Raw genomic sequence first — 18,295 nt, forward strand, 5'->3', positions numbered from 1 at the left:
CTTGCTGTTGCGAGGTGGCGTATATTACGCTTTCCTCCTTCAGAGTCAACCTCTTTTTCAGAAGTTTTTCTCCGGCGGTTCAGAACTTCCTGAACCTCTCAACACCGTGGCCTGTAAGCCGTTGTTCCGTGTCGATGGAGGCGCATTATAGGGAGTTCTCCGCAGGCCGCAACAGGTAAATTGCGATAAATTAACTGTTTGCTGCAATCCCCAGCAAAAGGCCACCTTATACGTGGTTATGCACAAACTTATCCACATTCATTATCAACCGCTAATTTTGACGAGCATCACGCAAACGTTTTCGCTACAATGCCGGGCGACGTACGGGCTCCCCTTTGGGGGCGTTACCTGAAACTTATTGGCTTCTCCTCTATATATAGAGAGAAAAGCTAAGCTTGATGTAACGCTCTTTCATTACCCCAAGTCATTGCGAACCAAAGCCAAGGGATATAACCACCATGCAACAACCTCGTCCTCTACGCCGCGCGCTGCTCAGCGTGTCTGATAAAGCCGGTATCCTCGAATTTGCCCAGGCACTTTCCAGCCGTGGTGTCGAACTGCTCTCTACAGGGGGCACTGCTCGCCTGCTGGCTGATGCAGGCCTGCCAGTAACCGAAGTGTCGGATTACACCGGCTTCCCTGAAATGATGGATGGACGCGTCAAAACGCTGCACCCGAAAGTGCACGGTGGCATTTTAGGCCGCCGCGGTCAGGATGATGCGATTATGACTCAGCACGACATCTCCCCTATCGACATGGTGGTCGTTAACCTTTATCCGTTTGCCGAAACCGTGGCCCGCGAAGGTTGTTCCCTGGAAGATGCCGTTGAGAATATCGATATCGGCGGTCCGACGATGGTGCGCTCCGCCGCCAAGAACCATAAAGATGTGGCGATCGTAGTAAAGAGCGGTGATTACAACGCGATCATTGCCGAGCTGGATGCCAACGACAACTCCCTGACGCTGGCAACGCGTTTCGACCTGGCGATCAAAGCCTTCGAACACACTGCCGCCTATGACAGCATGATCGCTAACTACTTCGGTAGCCTGGTTCCGGCTTATCACGGCGAGTCCACTGAACCCGCAGGCCGCTTCCCGCGTACGCTCAACCTCAACTTTATTAAGAAGCAGGATATGCGTTACGGCGAGAACAGCCATCAGGATGCCGCCTTCTATATAGAAGAGAAGATCACTGAAGCTTCAGTCGCTACTGCGCAGCAGGTTCAGGGCAAAGCGCTCTCTTATAACAACATCGCCGATACCGACGCCGCGCTGGAATGCGTCAAAGAGTTTAGCGAGCCGGCTTGCGTGATCGTCAAGCACGCGAACCCGTGCGGTGTGGCGGTGGGTGATGCGATCCTCGATGCTTATGAGCACGCCTACAAAACTGATCCGACTTCCGCATTCGGCGGCATTATTGCTTTCAACCGTGAACTGGACGAAGCGACTGCACAGGCGATCATCAGCCGTCAGTTTGTTGAAGTAATTATCGCCCCTTCCGCCAGCGAAGCCGCGTTGAAAGTCACCGCAGCCAAACAGAATGTGCGCGTACTGACCTGCGGCCAGTGGCAACAGCGCCAGAAAGGGCTGGATTTCAAACGTGTTAACGGCGGTTTGCTGGTACAGGACCGCGATCTGGGTATGGTCGATGAAAGCCAGCTGCGCGTCGTCAGCCAGCGTCAGCCCACTGAACAAGAGCTGCGTGATGCGCTGTTCTGCTGGAAAGTCGCGAAATTCGTTAAGTCCAATGCCATCGTTTATTCCCGCAACAATATGACCATCGGAATTGGTGCGGGTCAGATGAGCCGCGTCTACTCCGCCAAAATTGCCGGTATTAAAGCCGCGGACGAAGGCCTGGAAGTGAAAGGCTGTGCGATGGCTTCCGACGCTTTCTTCCCGTTCCGCGATGGTATTGATGCCGCCGCCGCCGTTGGCGTCAGCTGTGTTATTCAGCCGGGTGGTTCGATTCGTGATGATGAAGTGATCGCCGCAGCCAATGAACACGGTATTGCGATGATCTTTACCGACATGCGCCATTTCCGCCATTAATCGTCCTTCGGAGAGTTTGTGATGAAAATTTTAGTTATCGGTAATGGCGGTCGTGAACACGCACTGGCATGGAAAGCCGCCCAGTCTCCTCTGGCCGAAACGGTATTTGTCGCGCCGGGTAACGCCGGAACGGCACTGGAACCGGCGCTGCAAAACGTCGCTATCAGCGCGACCGATATTCCGGCGCTGCTGAGCTTTGCCCAGAACGAGAAAATCGATCTGACTATCGTTGGCCCGGAAGCGCCACTGGTGATTGGCGTGGTAGATGCTTTTCGCGCGGCAGGCCTGAAGATTTTTGGCCCGACTCAGGCAGCGGCTCAGCTGGAAGGCTCAAAAGCTTTCACCAAAGATTTCCTTGCTCGCCACCAGATTCCCACCGCGGAATACCAGAACTTTACCGAAATCGAGCCCGCGCTGGCCTACGTGCGCAGCAAAGGCGCGCCGATTGTGATTAAAGCTGACGGTCTGGCTGCCGGTAAAGGCGTGATTGTTGCGATGACGCTGCAGGAAGCGGAAGACGCCATCCAGGATATGCTGGCCGGCAATGCCTTTGGCGATGCGGGTCACCGCATTGTGGTGGAAGAGTTCCTTGATGGTGAAGAAGCCAGTTTTATCGTGATGGTTGACGGTGAGAATGTGCTGCCGATGGCCACCAGCCAGGATCATAAACGCGTCGGCGATGGCGATACCGGCCCGAACACCGGCGGGATGGGTGCCTATTCCCCGGCGCCAGTGGTGACTGATGAGATCCACCAGCGCGTGATGGACGAAGTGATCTGGCCAACCGTTCGCGGCATGGCAGCAGAAGGCAACACCTACACCGGCTTCCTGTATGCCGGCCTGATGATCGGCAGCAACAATCAGCCGAAAGTGATCGAATTTAACTGCCGCTTTGGCGATCCGGAAACGCAGCCGATCATGTTGCGCCTGCAATCGGATCTGGTCGATCTTTGTCTCGCGGCCTGCGACGGCAAATTAGATCAAAAAGATTCGCAGTGGGATCCGCGCCCTTCACTGGGTGTGGTGCTGGCGGCTGGCGGTTATCCGGGCAACTACAATACCGGCGACCAGATCCACGGATTACCGCTGGAAGAGGTGGCTGACGGTAAAGTCTTCCACGCCGGAACCACCATGCAGGATGATCTGGTGGTGACTAACGGTGGACGCGTGCTGTGCGTAACCGCACTGGGTGATGATGTAGCCGCCGCACAACAGCGCGCTTATCAGCTGATGGAGCACATCTCCTGGAGTGGCAGCTTCTGCCGTAAAGATATCGGTTACCGCGCGATTAACCGTAAGTAAGCTGTTTGCAGGGCGGCGTTAACGCCGCCCTGCAAAAAACCTGTCAGAAATCTTCTTCCTTCGGTTCCCACTGGCAGTAATCTTCATTGGCCACCAGCAGCAGCTGCGTGCCTTCTGGCGCTTCCAGCCACGCGATGCTTACCGGAATCCGTGAGCGGCTCTGCCGCTGTGCAATATTTGTTAATGCGCGGTCATCCAGTGCCGGCTTCTCCAGCTTTCCCTGACAGGTTTTCACTTCGCCATTCGCCAGCCAGTGCCCCTGTTTCAGCATTACACGCCCGCTAAGCAATGCATCGCTGATTTTCAGCATCCGTTGTGCATCGAAGAGATAAAGCTCTACAGCGTCCGCTGAGACCGCTTCACGCCGTCCCTGCAACTGACGCTGCATAAAATTGAGGTTTCCCTGCTGATCGAAACGTAAGGTGACGTCATCAGGGTAAGCGCCTTTGATGTGCCGTTCGATGGAAACCAGCTTGCCAGCCTGCCAGTTGTAATCGGTGATTTCAGTCGCGTCGCCATTAAACGGGCTGAACACCGTCATCATATGGGCCACTTCCTGCTGACTGTCTTTACGCCAGATGCGCACCGCGCCGCGATCGGCCAGATAACCGCTGGCGGTAAAATCCGGCAGGGAAGAACGCGAGCTGCAACCCGCAAGGAGGATCATTGAAAGAATTATTACGGACTTGAATTTCATAAGGCGTCATCGTCGCTGTCAGATTTGGTGCGAGCACGGCACCAGCCGAATATGACAAGTAAGATAGCCTGGACACTCAAAAAAACAAAAGGAGCGATTAATCGCTCCCAGTGTTCAAACCTTCACTGTAACGCTATTACTTAACAGCGTCTTTCAGTGCTTTACCAGATACGAATGCCGGTACGTTTGCAGCAGCAATTTTGATTTCGTTGCCAGTCTGCGGGTTGCGGCCAGTACGCTCAGCACGGTGGTTAACTTTAAAAGTACCAAAACCAACCAGTTGTACAGCATCACCTTCTTTCAGAGACTCAGTAATCGCAGCCAGGGTGGATTCCAGAGCAGCTTTAGCCTGGGTCTTAGACAGGTCCGCTTTGTCCGCAATTACATCAATCAGTTGAGTCTTGTTCATAAGTTATCCTTACAGTGTATTTATCGCTTGCTAAGCATCAAGTGCGAGGGAAAAGCCAGATTCGGCACTCTTCAGCCTGCACGCACCGATAGCCACATTTTTCAGCCCCCCAAATGTAGACCAGACAGGGGGCGAATGTGAAGCCTTTAGGCATGACAAATCAGGCGTGAAGTCACGTTTTATCGCCTTACTGCTGAAAATTTATACCGATGTTACTGATTCCCGACTCACGCAGGTCAGATCGCAGTCCTTTAATCAGATCCAGGTCCCGCTCCTCGCAGGCTGCCAGCAGGCGGAAAATCTCCCACTGGATGTCCCATTCCTCTGCCACAGCCGGGTTCTCTTTTAGCTCTTCATCGGTCATTTCGCGACCGGCCTGGGTCATTTCGAGGATGGCAACGGTGGTGATTGAGGTCTCACTCACTTCAATCGCATGGGCTAACGTTTCGCCGCTCAGACGTGAGTGCAGCAACTCGCTCAGCGCCACACAGGCATCAATTGCCGGGTGCACGCCGTAGACGTCGTAATCCTCTGCCGCCGGGATCGCTTCTTCCAGTTTTTCCAGCTGGCTGTCGAAATTCACTTTGGCATCTTTCACCACCAGCGTTTCCCATATCAGATCGAGGATACGGCGATACAGCTGAGGATCGGCAAAACCGGTCTGCTGGCAGAATGCCCAGTAGTTGGGATACATACGCTCGCACAGGCAAGCCATAAAAGTAACGTGCTGCCAGCTTTCGAGCTTTTCCAGCCGCAGATGAATCGGATTACGTAACATGTTGGGATCTCATAGACATTGACGCGCGGCCTGCAGTGTACCTGAAAAGCCGCTGACTCACACCGTTAACCCTGCTGCTGCCAGCGCACGAAAGCCGTGCGTTGCGAGGCGACAGCATCTGCCCAGCGGGTGGGTTCCGGCAGGCGATAGCCTGACATACAGTTTTCTACCCATTGCAGCGCGGTATCCTGACTGACGCGATGGCCGGTTGACACAAACAGCGGGTTGCAGCGCTTTTTACTGCGCCATACCCAGCCGAGCTGCTCGCCTTTGTCCAGCAGTGGCTGACGGGAACCGGGCTCTTCATCGAGCGGCTCAAAACGACCACACAAACGCCGTTTTGCCACGCCAATGGTCGGCACATCCACCAGCAGACCAAAGTGGCTGGCAACGCCTAACCGACGCGGATGCGAAATGCCGTGACCATCGACCAGCACCAGATCGGGTCGATGCTCCAGCATTTGCCAGGCCGCCAGTAGCGCCGGATATTCACGAAAGGAGAGAAAGCCAGGAATATAGGGCATGGTGGTGGCGACGCGCGCCACCTTGTGTTCAATCAGTTTTAACGAGGGATATTCCAGTATCACCAGCGCCGCGCGGGTGACGTCGCCATGTTGTTCAAACCCGACATCCGCACCGGCAATCAGGCGCGGCGGTAAACAATCAAAGTCATCGTGGCGAACCACTTCCGCCGCCCGGGCAAGCTGCTCAGCGCGCAGCGCCTGAATATCCATGCTTACTCCTGATGGTAAGGACGCGATAACGCGTGCACTGCCTCCACAAACGCACCGGCATGCTCGGGTGGCACATCCTGATGAATACCGTGTCCCAGATTAAACACGTGGCCGTTACCTTTACCGAAACCTTGCAGAATGCCCGCCACTTCCTGCTGGATGCGTTCTGGCGAAGCATAAAGCATAGAAGGGTCCATATTGCCCTGCAACGCCACTTTATCGCCTACGCGACGACGCGCATCGGCGATATCGGTGGTCCAGTCGAGGCCCAGCGCATCACAGCCGGTCGCCGCCATCTCTTCCAGCCACTGACCGCCGCCTTTGGTAAACAGCGTCACCGGCACGCGACGACCTTCATTTTCACGCAGCAGACCATCAACGATTTTATGCATGTACCAGAGCGAGAAATCACGATAGTCGCGACCGGTCAGCACGCCGCCCCAGGTATCAAAAATCATCAGTGACTGCGCACCCGCACGGATCTGGGCGTTCAGATACAGCGTGACGCTGTCTGCCAGCTTATCCAGCATCAGGTGCAGCGTTTCCGGCTCGGCGTACATCATTTTTTTGATTTTGGTGAAAGCTTTGCTGCTACCGCCTTCCACCATGTAGGTCGCCAGCGTCCACGGACTGCCGGAGAAACCGATCAGCGGGACTTCGCCCTTCAGATTCTTGCGAATGGTGCGTACCGCATTCATCACGTAACCCAGCTCTTGTTCCGGGTCCGGGATCGGCAATTTTTCCACGTCGGCACGACAGGTAATCGGCGAGGAGAAACGCGGGCCTTCGCCGGTTTCAAAGTAGAGCCCTAAGCCCATCGCATCAGGAATGGTCAGGATATCGGAGAACAGGATCGCCGCATCAAGCGGATAACGTCGCAGGGGTTGCAGCGTGACTTCACACGCCAGTTCGGCATTCTTGCACAGCGACATAAAGTCGCCAGCCTCAGCGCGAGTGGCTTTGTACTCTGGCAAATAACGTCCCGCCTGGCGCATCATCCATACCGGGGTGATATCAACGGGCTGGCGCAGCAGAGCACGCAGGTAACGATCGTTCTTCAATTCACTCATCATCAGACTCTCTCAAAAACAGGTGCTCAGTATATCACTCATTCCGCTTCGGCGCGGCACAGTGCAACAGTATCCTCAATCAGCCGGCGTGCCACCGTGCCCGGCGGCGGTAACAGCGGCAGGTCGTCATAACGATACCAGCCAGCGTCAATCAGCTCTTTACCATCGTGCTGCAATGCCCCTGCATCATATTCGGCCATAAACGCCATCATCAGTGAATGAGGGAACGGCCATGGCTGCGAAGTGACATACCGCACGTTCTTCACCTTGACGTTGCTCTCTTCCATCACTTCACGCGCAACGGCCTGCTCCAGCGTTTCGCCAACCTCGACAAACCCGGCCAGCACGGTATAAATACCGTTGCGATGACGGGCATGCTGCGCCAGCAGAATCTCTTCGCCACGGCGAATGGCGACAATAATGCAGGGCGCGATTTGCGGATAGTAGCGCTGGCGACAGTGGCCGCAGAGACAGGCGTTTTCGCTTTTACTGTGGTGCATTTCGTGGCCGCAATAGCCGCACCAGCGATGAGAACGGAAGAACTCAGCCAGCTGGACGCCGCGGCCCGCCAGCTGAAACAACCCGACATCCTGATCGATAATCTGCCGCACCGATCCCATATTTTCCGTGCGGTTCTCGCGGATCAACCACACCTTTTCGCCCTGCCATTCGCCGATAAGCGATCCTTTCGATCCTGTCAGCCCAAAAGTCTGCGCATTACCATGCGGCAGATCACCGTTCGGCAACCAAAGTTTCTGCTCATGGCTGACAACCCACCAGCCAGCGTCTACGCTTGAAATCTCATGTTCCATAAAATTTGTTATCCTTTGCTTTAACAGGCACTCTGTAGTACTGATGTTAAGTATTCGGAAAGATGCTTTAAACTATAATACCCAAAGTAGCAGGGTATTTACTCACACGGAGTCGATCATGCTTAACCAGTTAGATGCTCTGGCCGCACGCGTCGGTGGTAGTAATGAACTGGTGGATCACTGGTTAAATGCCCGCAGACCGCTACTGGCCGCCTATTATCAGTTAGTGGGTATGAAGCCTAACAAAGATCCACTGACTGCACTTGACGATGAAGCTCTGGATAACTTTTGTCAGAGACTGGTGGATTACCTTTCCACCGGGCACTTCAATATCTATGAACGCATCATCAATGAACTGCAGGGTGACAGCCCGCTGATTGCGGCTTCCCAGATTTATCCGGCGTTGCAGGCCAATACTGAGCAGATCATGGATTATTACGATACGCACCTGGAAACGGCGATTGACGATGATAACTGTCTGGAATTCCAGCAGGCATTATCCGGCGTGGGTGAAGCACTGGAAGCACGCTTTACTCTCGAAGATAAGCTGATTCAACTCGCCTTCGACCATCAGCTGCGCCCCCTGCCGGCAGCTAATGAGGCCACGCTGGTTCGTCCGGCGTAACGATTATCAGTTGGTAAATTCCTTGTAGTTTGCCGAAAGCCCCCCTATGCTGGAGGGGTTATTTTTTGGTTGAGTTTCATCCAACCAACATCTTGTCGGAGTGCCCCCCGGGGCTGAGACCGTTAATTCGGGATCCGCGGAACCTGATCAGGTTAGTACCTGCGAAGGGAACAAGAGTAAGCAATCTGCTTCGGTGTTTGCCGACACGTCGTCACACCGTCTGTTACTCCCTCCGAACTCCGGACAAGCCATTTTCCCTATGTAATCAGGATATGAGCTATGTCTACCGTTGAGAAAAAATCCAGTCGCCGTGAGCAACGCGCTCAGGCCCAGCAGTTTATCGACTCCCTGCAGGGCACCGCTTTCCCCAATTCCAGACGTATCTATCTGAGTGGCTCACGCGCGGATATTCGCGTGCCGATGCGTGAAATTCAGCTCAGTCAGACCATGGTGGGTGGCAGCAAAGATCAGCCGAAATTCGAGGATAACGAGCCAGTACCGGTGTATGATACTGCCGGTCCGTATGGCGATCCCGCAGCCAGCATTGACGTACATAATGGCCTGCCGAAATTGCGCGCCGACTGGATTGCCGAACGCGGTGATACGCAAGAGATCGACCAGCTCAGTTCAAGTTATACCCAGCAGCGACTGGCCGATGAGGGTCTTGATCATCTGCGCTTTGATAACTTGCCGCGTCCCAGACGTGCGCTGGCCGGTCGCTGCGTCACGCAGCTACACTATGCACGCCTCGGTATCGTCACGCCGGAAATGGAGTTTATCGCGCTGCGGGAAAATATGGGGCGCGAGCGCATTCGCAGTGAAGTGTTGCTGCAACAGCATCCCGGTAACAGTTTCGGCGCTCAGCTGCCGGAAAATATCACCGCCGAGTTTGTCCGCCAGGAAGTCGCGGCGGGTCGCGCCATTATCCCGGCCAATATCAACCATCCGGAATCGGAACCGATGATTATCGGCCGTAACTTCCTGGTGAAAGTGAATGCTAATATCGGTAACTCGGCGGTCACCTCTTCGATTGAAGAGGAAGTAGAAAAACTGGTGTGGTCTACCCGCTGGGGTGCCGACACGGTGATGGATCTCTCGACCGGGCGCTATATTCACGAAACCCGCGAATGGATTTTGCGTAACAGCCCGGTGCCAATTGGTACCGTGCCGATTTACCAGGCGCTGGAGAAAGTGAATGGCATCGCCGAAGACCTTAACTGGGAAATTTTTCGCGATACGTTACTGGAACAGGCCGAGCAAGGCGTGGATTATTTCACCATCCATGCTGGCGTGTTGCTGCGCTACGTGCCAATGACCGCGAAGCGCCTGACCGGTATTGTCTCGCGCGGCGGATCAATTATGGCCAAATGGTGCCTGTCGCATCACCAGGAGAGTTTCCTTTATCAGCATTTCCGCGACATCTGTCAGATATGCGCAGCCTATGATATTTCGCTGTCGTTAGGTGACGGCCTGCGCCCTGGCTCGATTCAGGATGCCAACGATGAAGCGCAGTTTGCCGAGCTCCATACGCTGGGCGAGCTGACGAAAATCGCCTGGGAATATGACGTGCAGGTGATGATCGAAGGGCCGGGCCATGTGCCGATGCAGATGATTCGCCGCAATATGACCGAACAGCTGGAACATTGTCATGAGGCACCGTTCTACACCCTCGGCCCGTTAACCACGGATATTGCTCCGGGCTATGACCATTTCACTTCAGGGATTGGTGCGGCAATGATTGGCTGGTTTGGCTGCGCGATGCTCTGTTACGTCACGCCTAAAGAGCATCTTGGGCTGCCGAACAAAGAAGATGTTAAACAGGGATTAATCACCTACAAAATTGCCGCCCACGCCGCCGACCTGGCAAAAGGCCATCCGGGTGCGCAGATTCGCGATAACGCCATGTCAAAAGCACGCTTCGAATTCCGCTGGGAAGATCAGTTTAACCTGGCGCTGGATCCGCATACCGCCCGCGCCTATCACGATGAAACCCTGCCGCAAGAATCCGGTAAAGTTGCGCATTTCTGTTCAATGTGTGGCCCGAAATTCTGCTCAATGAAAATCACCCAGGAAGTCCGCGAATATGCCGCGCAACAAGAAGCATTAGCCCAGCCGATTGAGATCGGTATGGCGCAGATGTCGACTGAATTCCGCAGTCGCGGCGGCGAACTTTATCATCCGGCCGACGACCTGAAACAAGAGGAAAATGTATGACCGCGCCCTTCCCTGCCACCGCGCAAAAACTTGGACTTTATCCGGTGGTCGACACTGTCGAATGGATTGCCCGCTTGCTGGACGCAGGTGTACGAACCCTCCAGCTGCGAATTAAGGATCAACCCGACGAGGCGGCAGAACCGGCAATCGCTGAAGCCATCGCGCTGGGTAAACGTTATCGCGCACGCCTGTTTATCAATGATTACTGGCAGCTGGCAATTAAGCATAATGCCTATGGCGTGCATCTCGGTCAGGAAGATCTGGATGTGGCCGATTTAGCCGCGATACGCGATGCCGGGCTGCGGCTCGGCCTCTCGACGCATGATGACGCTGAGCTGGAGCGCGCGCTGGCCGTGCGCCCCTCTTATATCGCGCTGGGCCATATTTTTCCTACCCAGACTAAAGATATGCCCTCTGCGCCGCAGGGTTTGCTGGAACTGAAACGCCATATCCGTCGCCTTGGCGATATTTCTACCGTGGCAATCGGTGGCATCAGCATTGCACGGGCACCCGAAGTGCTGGCTTGTGGTGTCGGCAGCATTGCGGTGGTCAGTGCCATCACGCAGGCAGCGGACTGGCGGCACGCGACGCAAACCCTGCTGGCGCTGGCGGAACCACAGGGCGTGGAAGCGATTGAATAACCGGAAAGCGTCTCGCGGCAAAAAGTAAGCTGATGCAACGGCGGTAAAAAGGTTTCGGCACGGGCCGCAAGCCACTCAACCGCGGCTGGCAGCAATAACCGACAGCGCTATAGTGGCGTGGTCGATAACAAGCTCGTTATCGTCCGGGGCCGGCTATTACCCCTTCAGGCTGGCCCCGCCTTCAACTTCTGCCACTGAAGCTGAAGGCGGGCAACAGACCATTGCGCGCTCAACGGCTGCGCCCACTATCGCCAGCGCGCGTTCAGTTTGTGCCGTCACTGCCAGCGAGTAATTCAGCCGCAGACAGTTGCGGTATTTGCCCGAGGCGGAAAACAGCGAGCCGACGCTAATCTGGATATGCGATTCACGCAGTTCACGGTTAAGGCGCATCGCATCGAAAGCTTCGGGCAGCTCAATCCACATCATAAATCCACCCTGCGGGCGACTGACGCAAATTCCGCAGGGAAAATAGTGGCGCACCCAGTGAGTGAAAATATCGAGATTGCGCTGATAGTGCATGCGCATCTTGCGCAGATGCGGTTGATAATGTCCCTGACGGATAAACTCAGCGACCGCCAGCTGAGTCTGGGTGGCGGTCGAGCCGGTGCCAATATATTTTAAATGCAGTACGCGGTTAAGATAGCGCCCCGGTGCCACCCAGCCAACCCGCAGGCCGGGAGCCAGCACTTTAGACACCGAGCTACATAACAGCACACGGCCATCTTCATCCATTGACTTGATGCTGAGTGGACGAGGATATTCGTAAGCCAGTTCGCCATACACATCATCCTCAATGATGGCGATATCGAAACATTGCGCCATCGACAGCAGTGCGCGTTTCCGCGCGTCGGGCATGATAAAGCCCAGCGGATTATTACAGTTGGGTACCACAATCACCGCTTTTATTGGCCACTGCTCCAGCGCCAGCTCCAGCGCTTCAAGACTGATGCCGGTGACGGAATCGGTAGGAATCTCAATGACTTTAATACCAAAACCACGCAGTGTCTGCATGGTGCCGTGAAAGGTCGGTGACTCCACAGCGATAATATCACCCGGCTGACAGACGGCGCGAATCGAGACCGACAGCGCCTCATGACAACCGGTGGTAATCACAATGTCATCCGGCGACAGCTGACAGCCACTGTCTATCGCCATGCGCGCTACCTGCTCACGCAGCGCCGGAACACCATAGATATTGTCGTAGTTCAGCATGCGCGGATCTTGTTTCTGCGCCAGACGGCTGATGATTTTCCATAACGGTTTGATGGTCGGCTGGCTGGTATCTGGCGTACCGCTACCCAGCTGCAAAGTATCTTCGTCCAGTCGGGAATTAATGAGTTCCAGCACCGATTCCCACTGCGTGACCTCTACCGGACGCTGTGCCGGTCGGGTAATCGGCGGTACGGGCGGTTTTGATTTACATGGCGTGACGAAATAACCCGAGCGCGGCTGGGGAGTGATCAGCTGTTTTTCCTCCAGCAGGTGATAAGCCTGCTGCACGGTACTGATACTGACACCATGTTCAGCACTTAACGACCGTACAGATGGCAGGCGTTCGCCTCCCTGATACAGCCCCTGCTCAATTCGCTGTGCCAGCAGCGTTGCCAGATGTTGATAGCGCGTCATCGTATTACACTCACCTTAATCATCCTGGTAAAAACCAGTACAGATCGACATAAAACCGACCATTCAGAACCACTATCTGCCATTCTGTATGTTAAATAAAGGTGATTTTTGCATCTGTATTGAAATTTACTTCGACTGCAAAATGTTTCTCAGGCACAGGATGAGGAACAGATGATGGAATTTAATGAGAACCGGGCGGGGAAACCGTTTCAACAGTCCCCTTTTCGTTTGATGTTTATCCTGCCGTATCGCCTGTGGAAGGCATGGCTACTGCGTAAGCAGACACGAAAAATTTTATCGGCACTGAGTGAAGCACAGCTACGGGATATTGGCTTAAGTTGTGAAGATGTGCAGCGTTATAAATGATGTGTATGTTGCTATTGGGCGAAGGATCAGCTTCGCCCCTTTTTACTGGCTGAATGGCCACCAGCATATTATCGTTGAGCAGCAATGAAGCCACTCAGCGATCAGTTACCGCGATAAGTTGAGTAACCGTACTGGCTCAGCAACAACGGAATATGGTAGTGCTGATCGGTTTTTGCCACATGGAAAATCACCGGGATCTCCGGGAAGAAAGTCTCTTGCTTCACTTTCTGGTAGTACTCGCCGGTTTTAAATACCACTTTGTAGTCACCCTCAGCGAAAGTTTTCCCCGCCGGATAGAGCGCACTAATACGACCATTCTGGTCGGTGGTGCCCGATGCCAGCTTCACCCACTTATCCTGTTGTTTCTGTTCCAGCTCAACGTTGACCCCGGCAGTCGGTACGCCAGTTTGCAGATTGAGCACGTGTACGCTCAGTGGATTTTTTGCCGCAGGCGCATCAGCTGCCACCGCAGCCAGTGAGGAAAGGGTGGCCGAGGCCAGTACAACAGCAGGTAATAATTTCATAAATGATGTCCTTAACATTAGGGTATCAGCTAAAAATACCCCTGTGACAGTCAGTACGCCATTAATCGTTGAAATATACGAAATTTCCCAGAACTGCCGGATTTCAGGCATAAAAAAACCGCTCCGGAGAGCGGTTTTTATTACGTCATAGCAGACTAACGATTAATCGTTGTCGCTACCACCGAGGCCTGCGTTCAGCAGCTCAGCCAGGCTTGCAGAAGCTTCGTCTGCAGTCACCTGAGGTGCTGCCGGAACTTCGCCTGCCTGACGGCGACGCATACGATCCTGATGATAAGCGTAACCGGTACCGGCTGGGATCAGACGACCCACGATTACGTTCTCTTTCAGGCCGCGCAACTCGTCACGTTTACCTGCAACGGCTGCTTCGGTCAGGACACGAGTGGTCTCCTGGAACGATGCCGCAGAGATGAACGATTCGGTTGCCAGAGACGCCTTGGTGATACCCAGCAGATCGCGTGCGTAGGTAGCCGCAATCTTGCCGTTGTTTTCCAGGTCACGGTTCGCGATTTTAACGCGAGACACTTCAACCTGCTCACCGTCCAGGAAGTCTGAACTACCGGAACTTTCGATGGTTGCTTTACGCAGCATCTGACGCACGATAACTTCGATGTGCTTATCGTTAATCTTAACGCCTTGCAGACGGTAAACTTCCTGCACTTCGTTAGTGATGTAACGGGTCACAGCATGCACGCCACGCAGACGCAGAATGTCATGCGGAGACTCTGGACCATCGGATACCACGTCACCACGTTCTACGCGCTCACCTTCGAACACGTTGAGCTGACGCCATTTAGGAATCATCTCTTCGTACGGATCGCTACCATCAATCGGCGTGATCACCAGACGACGTTTACCTTTGGTCTCTTTACCGAAGGAAATGATGCCGCTGATTTCAGCCAGGATTGCCGGCTCTTTCGGACGACGTGCTTCGAACAGATCCGCAACGCGTGGCAGACCACCGGTAATATCCTTGGTACCGCCTGATTCCTGAGGAACACGCGCCAGGGTATCACCTGAACTGATCTTGATGCCATCTTCCAGCTGAACGATCGCTTTACCTGGCAGGAAGTACTGTGCTGGCATATCAGAACCAGGGATCAGTACATCGTTGCCGTTAGCATCAACGATTTTCAGTGCAGGACGCAGGTCTTTACCACCGGTAGTACGCTCAGCACTATCCAGAACCACCAGCGAGGACAGACCGGTTAACTCATCAGTCTGACGAGTAATCGACTGGCCATCGATCATGTCGGTGAAACGGATGAAACCGCTCACTTCGGTGATAACTGGCATGGTATGTGGATCCCAGTTCGCGACGGTCTCGCCCGCAGCAGCCTGTTCGCCATCACCTTTCGCCATGGTGGCACCGTAAGGAACTTTATAGCTCTCTTTGGTACGACCAAATTCGTCGATCATTTTCAGTTCAACGTTACGCGAGGTGATTACCAGCTTACCAGCGGAGTTCGTTACCGATTTCGCGTTGGTCAGCTTGATAGTACCTTTGTTCTTCACCTGGATGCTGGATTCAGCAGCCGCACGAGATGCCGCACCACCGATGTGGAACGTACGCATCGTCAGCTGTGTACCCGGCTCACCGATGGACTGTGCTGCAATAACGCCGATCGCTTCACCTTTGTTGATGATGTGACCACGCGCCAGATCGCGTCCATAACAGTGCGCACACACACCGAAGTCAGTTTCACAACTTACTACGGAGCGTACTTTCAGGCTGTCGACAGAGTTCTCTTCCAACAGATCACACTGCTGTTCGTGCAGCAGGGTGTTACGCGGCAGCAGAATGTCTGCGGTACCTGGCTTGAGAACGTCTTCCGCAGTAACACGGCCGAGTACGCGCTCACGCAGTGGTTCTTTAACATCACCACCTTCGATAACCGGCGTCATCAGGATACCTTCGTGGGTACCACAGTCGTCTTCGGTTACTACCAGATCCTGCGCTACGTCAACCAGACGACGCGTCAGATAACCGGAGTTCGCAGTTTTCAGTGCGGTATCCGCCAGACCTTTACGCGCACCATGCGTGGAGATGAAGTACTGGAGTACGTTCAGACCTTCACGGAAGTTCGCGGTGATTGGCGTCTCGATGATGGAACCATCTGGTTTCGCCATCAGACCACGCATACCTGCCAGCTGACGAATCTGTGCTGCAGAACCACGCGCACCGGAGTCGGCCATCATAAAGATGCTGTTGAAGGAAACCTGACGTTCTTCAACACCGTCACGGTTAATCACGGTTTCAGTCGACAGGTTCTCCATCATCGCTTTAGCAACACGTTCGTTAGCTGCAGCCCAGATATCGATCACTTTGTTGTAGCGTTCGCCAGCGGTGACCAGACCAGACTGGAACTGCTGCTGAATTTCAGCAACTTCCGCTTCCGCTTCGGTGATGATTTCCACTTTCTTCGCCGGAATGACCATATCGTCGATACCTACGGATGCACCTGAACGGGCAGCGTAAGCAAAACCGGTGTACATGGTCTGGTCAGCAAAGATAACTGTCGGCTTCAGACCCAAAATGCGGTAACAGGTGTTCAGCATTTTGGAGATCGCTTTCTTACCCAGCGCCTGGTTGACGATGGAGTAAGGCAGACCTTTCGGCACGATCATCCACAGGATGGCGCGACCAACGGTCGTGTCGATCAGGCTGGTTTTCTCAACCCACTCGTCCTGCTCGTTTTTCTCGTGCTCAGTAATACGCACTTTAACGCGAGCATGCAGTGAAGCCAGGCCAGCACGGTAGATGCGCTCAGCTTCTTTAGGGCCGGTCAGCACCATGCCTTCGCCTTTGGCGTTAACACAGTCACGGGTCATGTAGTACAGACCCAGTACAACGTCCTGAGAAGGAACAATGATTGGCTCACCGTTCGCTGGGGACAGGATGTTGTTGGTAGACATCATCAACGCACGCGCTTCCAGCTGGGCTTCCAGCGTCAGCGGTACGTGAACAGCCATCTGGTCACCATCGAAGTCGGCGTTGTATGCCGCACAGACCAGCGGGTGCAGCTGAATCGCTTTACCTTCGATCAGTACTGGCTCAAACGCCTGGATGCCCAGACGGTGCAGTGTTGGTGCACGGTTCAGCAACACCGGGTGTTCGCGGATCACTTCGTCCAGGATATCCCAAACGACAGCTTCTTCACGCTCAACCATTTTCTTGGCGGCTTTGATGGTGGTCGCGAGGCCACGCAGTTCCAGCTTGCCGTAGATAAACGGTTTGAACAGTTCCAGTGCCATTTTCTTCGGCAGACCGCACTGATGCAGGCGCAGGTATGGACCTACGGTAATGACGGAACGACCAGAGTAGTCGACACGTTTACCCAGCAGGTTCTGACGAAAACGACCCTGCTTACCTTTAATCATGTCAGCCAGCGATTTCAGCGGACGCTTGTTAGAGCCGGTGATCGCACGACCACGACGACCGTTATCCAGCAGCGCATCGACCGCTTCCTGCAGCATACGTTTTTCGTTACGTACGATGATATCTGGCGCAGCCAGATCCAGCAGACGCTTCAGACGGTTGTTACGGTTGATCACACGACGATAAAGGTCGTTCAGATCGGACGTAGCAAAACGGCCACCATCCAGTGGAACCAGCGGACGCAGATCAGGTGGCAGTACCGGCAGCACAGTCAGGATCATCCACTCTGGCTTGTTACCAGACTGAACGAACGCTTCCAGCAGCTTGATACGCTTGGTCAGCTTCTTACGCTTGGTCTCGGAGTTGGTTTCGTTCAGCTCTTCACGCAGCTGCTCGCACTCTTGCTCCAGATCCATGTTTTTCAACAGCGCCTGGATCGCTTCCGCACCCATCTTCGCGTCGAACTCATCACCAAACTCTTCCAGCGCATCCAGATACTGCTCTTCAGTCAGGATCTGACGCTTCTCAAGGTTGGTCATGCCGCCTTCGATCACCACATAAGATTCGAAGTACAGCACGCGTTCGATATCACGCAGTGGCATGTCCAGCAGCAAACCGATGCGCGAAGGCAGCGATTTCAGGAACCAGATGTGCGCAGTTGGCGAAGCCAGCTCAATGTGACCCATACGCTCACGGCGAACTTTGGTCTGTGTAACTTCAACGCCACACTTCTCACAGATCACACCGCGATGCTTCAGGCGCTTGTACTTACCGCACAAGCACTCATAGTCTTTTACCGGCCCGAAAATACGCGCACAGAACAGACCGTCACGTTCAGGTTTGAACGTACGATAGTTAATGGTTTCCGGCTTTTTAACTTCACCGAAAGACCAGGAACGGATCATGTCTGGCGAGGCCAGAGCAATTTTGATCGCATCAAACTCTTCTGTCTTAGTTTGCGCTTTCAGAAACTTAAGTAAGTCTTTCACGGATTAGCTCCCGTCGGAGTGAGACTTCTCAAGGCAGTCCGGTGTGACCCGGACGCCTCGTAA

15 protein-coding genes and 1 riboswitch are annotated in these 18,295 nt (G+C 54.2%); of the genes, 6 read left to right on the forward strand and 9 right to left on the reverse strand.

Features of this window, described 5'->3' with window-relative positions; all coding sequences use genetic code 11:
- Positions 1-458: 458 nt before the first annotated feature.
- The gene (gene purH / locus NG42_RS20215) at positions 459-2,048 is read left to right on the forward strand and encodes a bifunctional phosphoribosylaminoimidazolecarboxamide formyltransferase/IMP cyclohydrolase (RefSeq protein ID WP_052902602.1); all 1,590 of its coding nucleotides are present in this window, start codon (positions 459-461) and stop codon (positions 2,046-2,048) included.
- 21 nt (positions 2,049-2,069) lie between these two features.
- Positions 2,070-3,350 (forward strand): phosphoribosylamine--glycine ligase, encoded by a 1,281-nt coding sequence (gene purD, locus NG42_RS20220; protein ID WP_052902603.1) that lies wholly within the window; start codon positions 2,070-2,072, stop codon positions 3,348-3,350.
- 43 nt (positions 3,351-3,393) lie between these two features.
- Here the strand turns inward: purD and NG42_RS20225 are convergent, their stop codons facing one another.
- The 6 genes from NG42_RS20225 to nudC form a co-directional block, all read right to left on the reverse strand.
- On the reverse strand, positions 3,394-4,017 hold the full coding sequence (locus NG42_RS20225) for a DUF1481 domain-containing protein (protein WP_241488390.1): 624 nt from the start codon (positions 4,015-4,017) through the stop codon (positions 3,394-3,396).
- Positions 4,018-4,183: 166 nt separating this feature from the next.
- Positions 4,184-4,456 carry a nucleoid-associated protein HU-alpha gene (gene hupA / locus NG42_RS20230; RefSeq protein WP_017803060.1) on the reverse strand — a complete coding sequence of 91 codons (273 nt, stop codon included), beginning with the start codon at positions 4,454-4,456 and terminating at the stop codon, positions 4,184-4,186.
- Positions 4,457-4,643: 187 nt separating this feature from the next.
- A complete protein-coding gene (locus NG42_RS20235; protein WP_052902608.1) occupies positions 4,644-5,234 on the reverse strand; it encodes a YjaG family protein in 591 nt (196 codons plus the stop codon).
- A gap of 65 nt (positions 5,235-5,299) precedes the next feature.
- Positions 5,300-5,968 (reverse strand): deoxyribonuclease V, encoded by a 669-nt coding sequence (gene nfi, locus NG42_RS20240; protein ID WP_052902610.1) that lies wholly within the window; start codon positions 5,966-5,968, stop codon positions 5,300-5,302.
- A 2-nt stretch (positions 5,969-5,970) separates the two neighbouring features.
- Positions 5,971-7,038 (reverse strand): uroporphyrinogen decarboxylase, encoded by a 1,068-nt coding sequence (gene hemE, locus NG42_RS20245; RefSeq protein WP_052902656.1) that lies wholly within the window; start codon positions 7,036-7,038, stop codon positions 5,971-5,973.
- 38 nt (positions 7,039-7,076) lie between these two features.
- Positions 7,077-7,850 (reverse strand): NAD(+) diphosphatase, encoded by a 774-nt coding sequence (nudC, locus tag NG42_RS20250; protein WP_052902612.1) that lies wholly within the window; start codon positions 7,848-7,850, stop codon positions 7,077-7,079.
- A gap of 118 nt (positions 7,851-7,968) precedes the next feature.
- Here nudC and NG42_RS20255 point away from each other — a divergent pair, with 118 nt between their 5' ends.
- From NG42_RS20255 to thiE, 3 genes are all read left to right on the forward strand, one after another.
- The gene (locus NG42_RS20255) at positions 7,969-8,475 is read left to right on the forward strand and encodes an Rsd/AlgQ family anti-sigma factor (protein ID WP_052902613.1); all 507 of its coding nucleotides are present in this window, start codon (positions 7,969-7,971) and stop codon (positions 8,473-8,475) included.
- Positions 8,476-8,561: 86 nt separating this feature from the next.
- Positions 8,562-8,662: riboswitch (TPP riboswitch) on the forward strand.
- Between the two features lie 92 nt (positions 8,663-8,754).
- Positions 8,755-10,689: a phosphomethylpyrimidine synthase ThiC gene (gene thiC / locus NG42_RS20260; protein ID WP_052902615.1), complete on the forward strand. Its 1,935-nt coding sequence runs from the start codon at positions 8,755-8,757 to the stop codon at positions 10,687-10,689.
- Positions 10,686-11,330, forward strand: a complete 645-nt coding sequence (gene thiE, locus NG42_RS20265) for a thiamine phosphate synthase (protein WP_052902619.1) — start codon at positions 10,686-10,688, stop codon at positions 11,328-11,330. Before thiC ends, thiE begins: the two co-directional genes overlap by 4 nt.
- A gap of 156 nt (positions 11,331-11,486) precedes the next feature.
- Here the strand turns inward: thiE and NG42_RS20270 are convergent, their stop codons facing one another.
- Positions 11,487-12,956 (reverse strand): aminotransferase-like domain-containing protein, encoded by a 1,470-nt coding sequence (locus NG42_RS20270; protein WP_052902620.1) that lies wholly within the window; start codon positions 12,954-12,956, stop codon positions 11,487-11,489.
- Positions 12,957-13,127: 171 nt separating this feature from the next.
- On the opposite strand from NG42_RS20270, the gene NG42_RS20275 reads away from it, so the two are divergent.
- Positions 13,128-13,322 carry a DUF1127 domain-containing protein gene (locus tag NG42_RS20275; RefSeq protein ID WP_420911327.1) on the forward strand — a complete coding sequence of 65 codons (195 nt, stop codon included), beginning with the start codon at positions 13,128-13,130 and terminating at the stop codon, positions 13,320-13,322.
- A 101-nt stretch (positions 13,323-13,423) separates the two neighbouring features.
- Here NG42_RS20275 and uraH read toward each other — a convergent pair whose 3' ends face one another.
- Positions 13,424-13,846 (reverse strand): hydroxyisourate hydrolase, encoded by a 423-nt coding sequence (gene uraH, locus NG42_RS20280; protein WP_052902624.1) that lies wholly within the window; start codon positions 13,844-13,846, stop codon positions 13,424-13,426.
- Between the two features lie 162 nt (positions 13,847-14,008).
- The gene (gene rpoC, locus NG42_RS20285; RefSeq protein WP_052902627.1) at positions 14,009-18,232 is read right to left on the reverse strand and encodes a DNA-directed RNA polymerase subunit beta'; all 4,224 of its coding nucleotides are present in this window, start codon (positions 18,230-18,232) and stop codon (positions 14,009-14,011) included.
- Between the last annotated feature and the right edge of the window lie 63 nt (positions 18,233-18,295).

It is taken from the genome of Winslowiella iniecta (genome assembly GCF_001267535.1).
GTDB classification, from domain to species: domain Bacteria; phylum Pseudomonadota; class Gammaproteobacteria; order Enterobacterales; family Enterobacteriaceae; genus Erwinia; species Erwinia iniecta.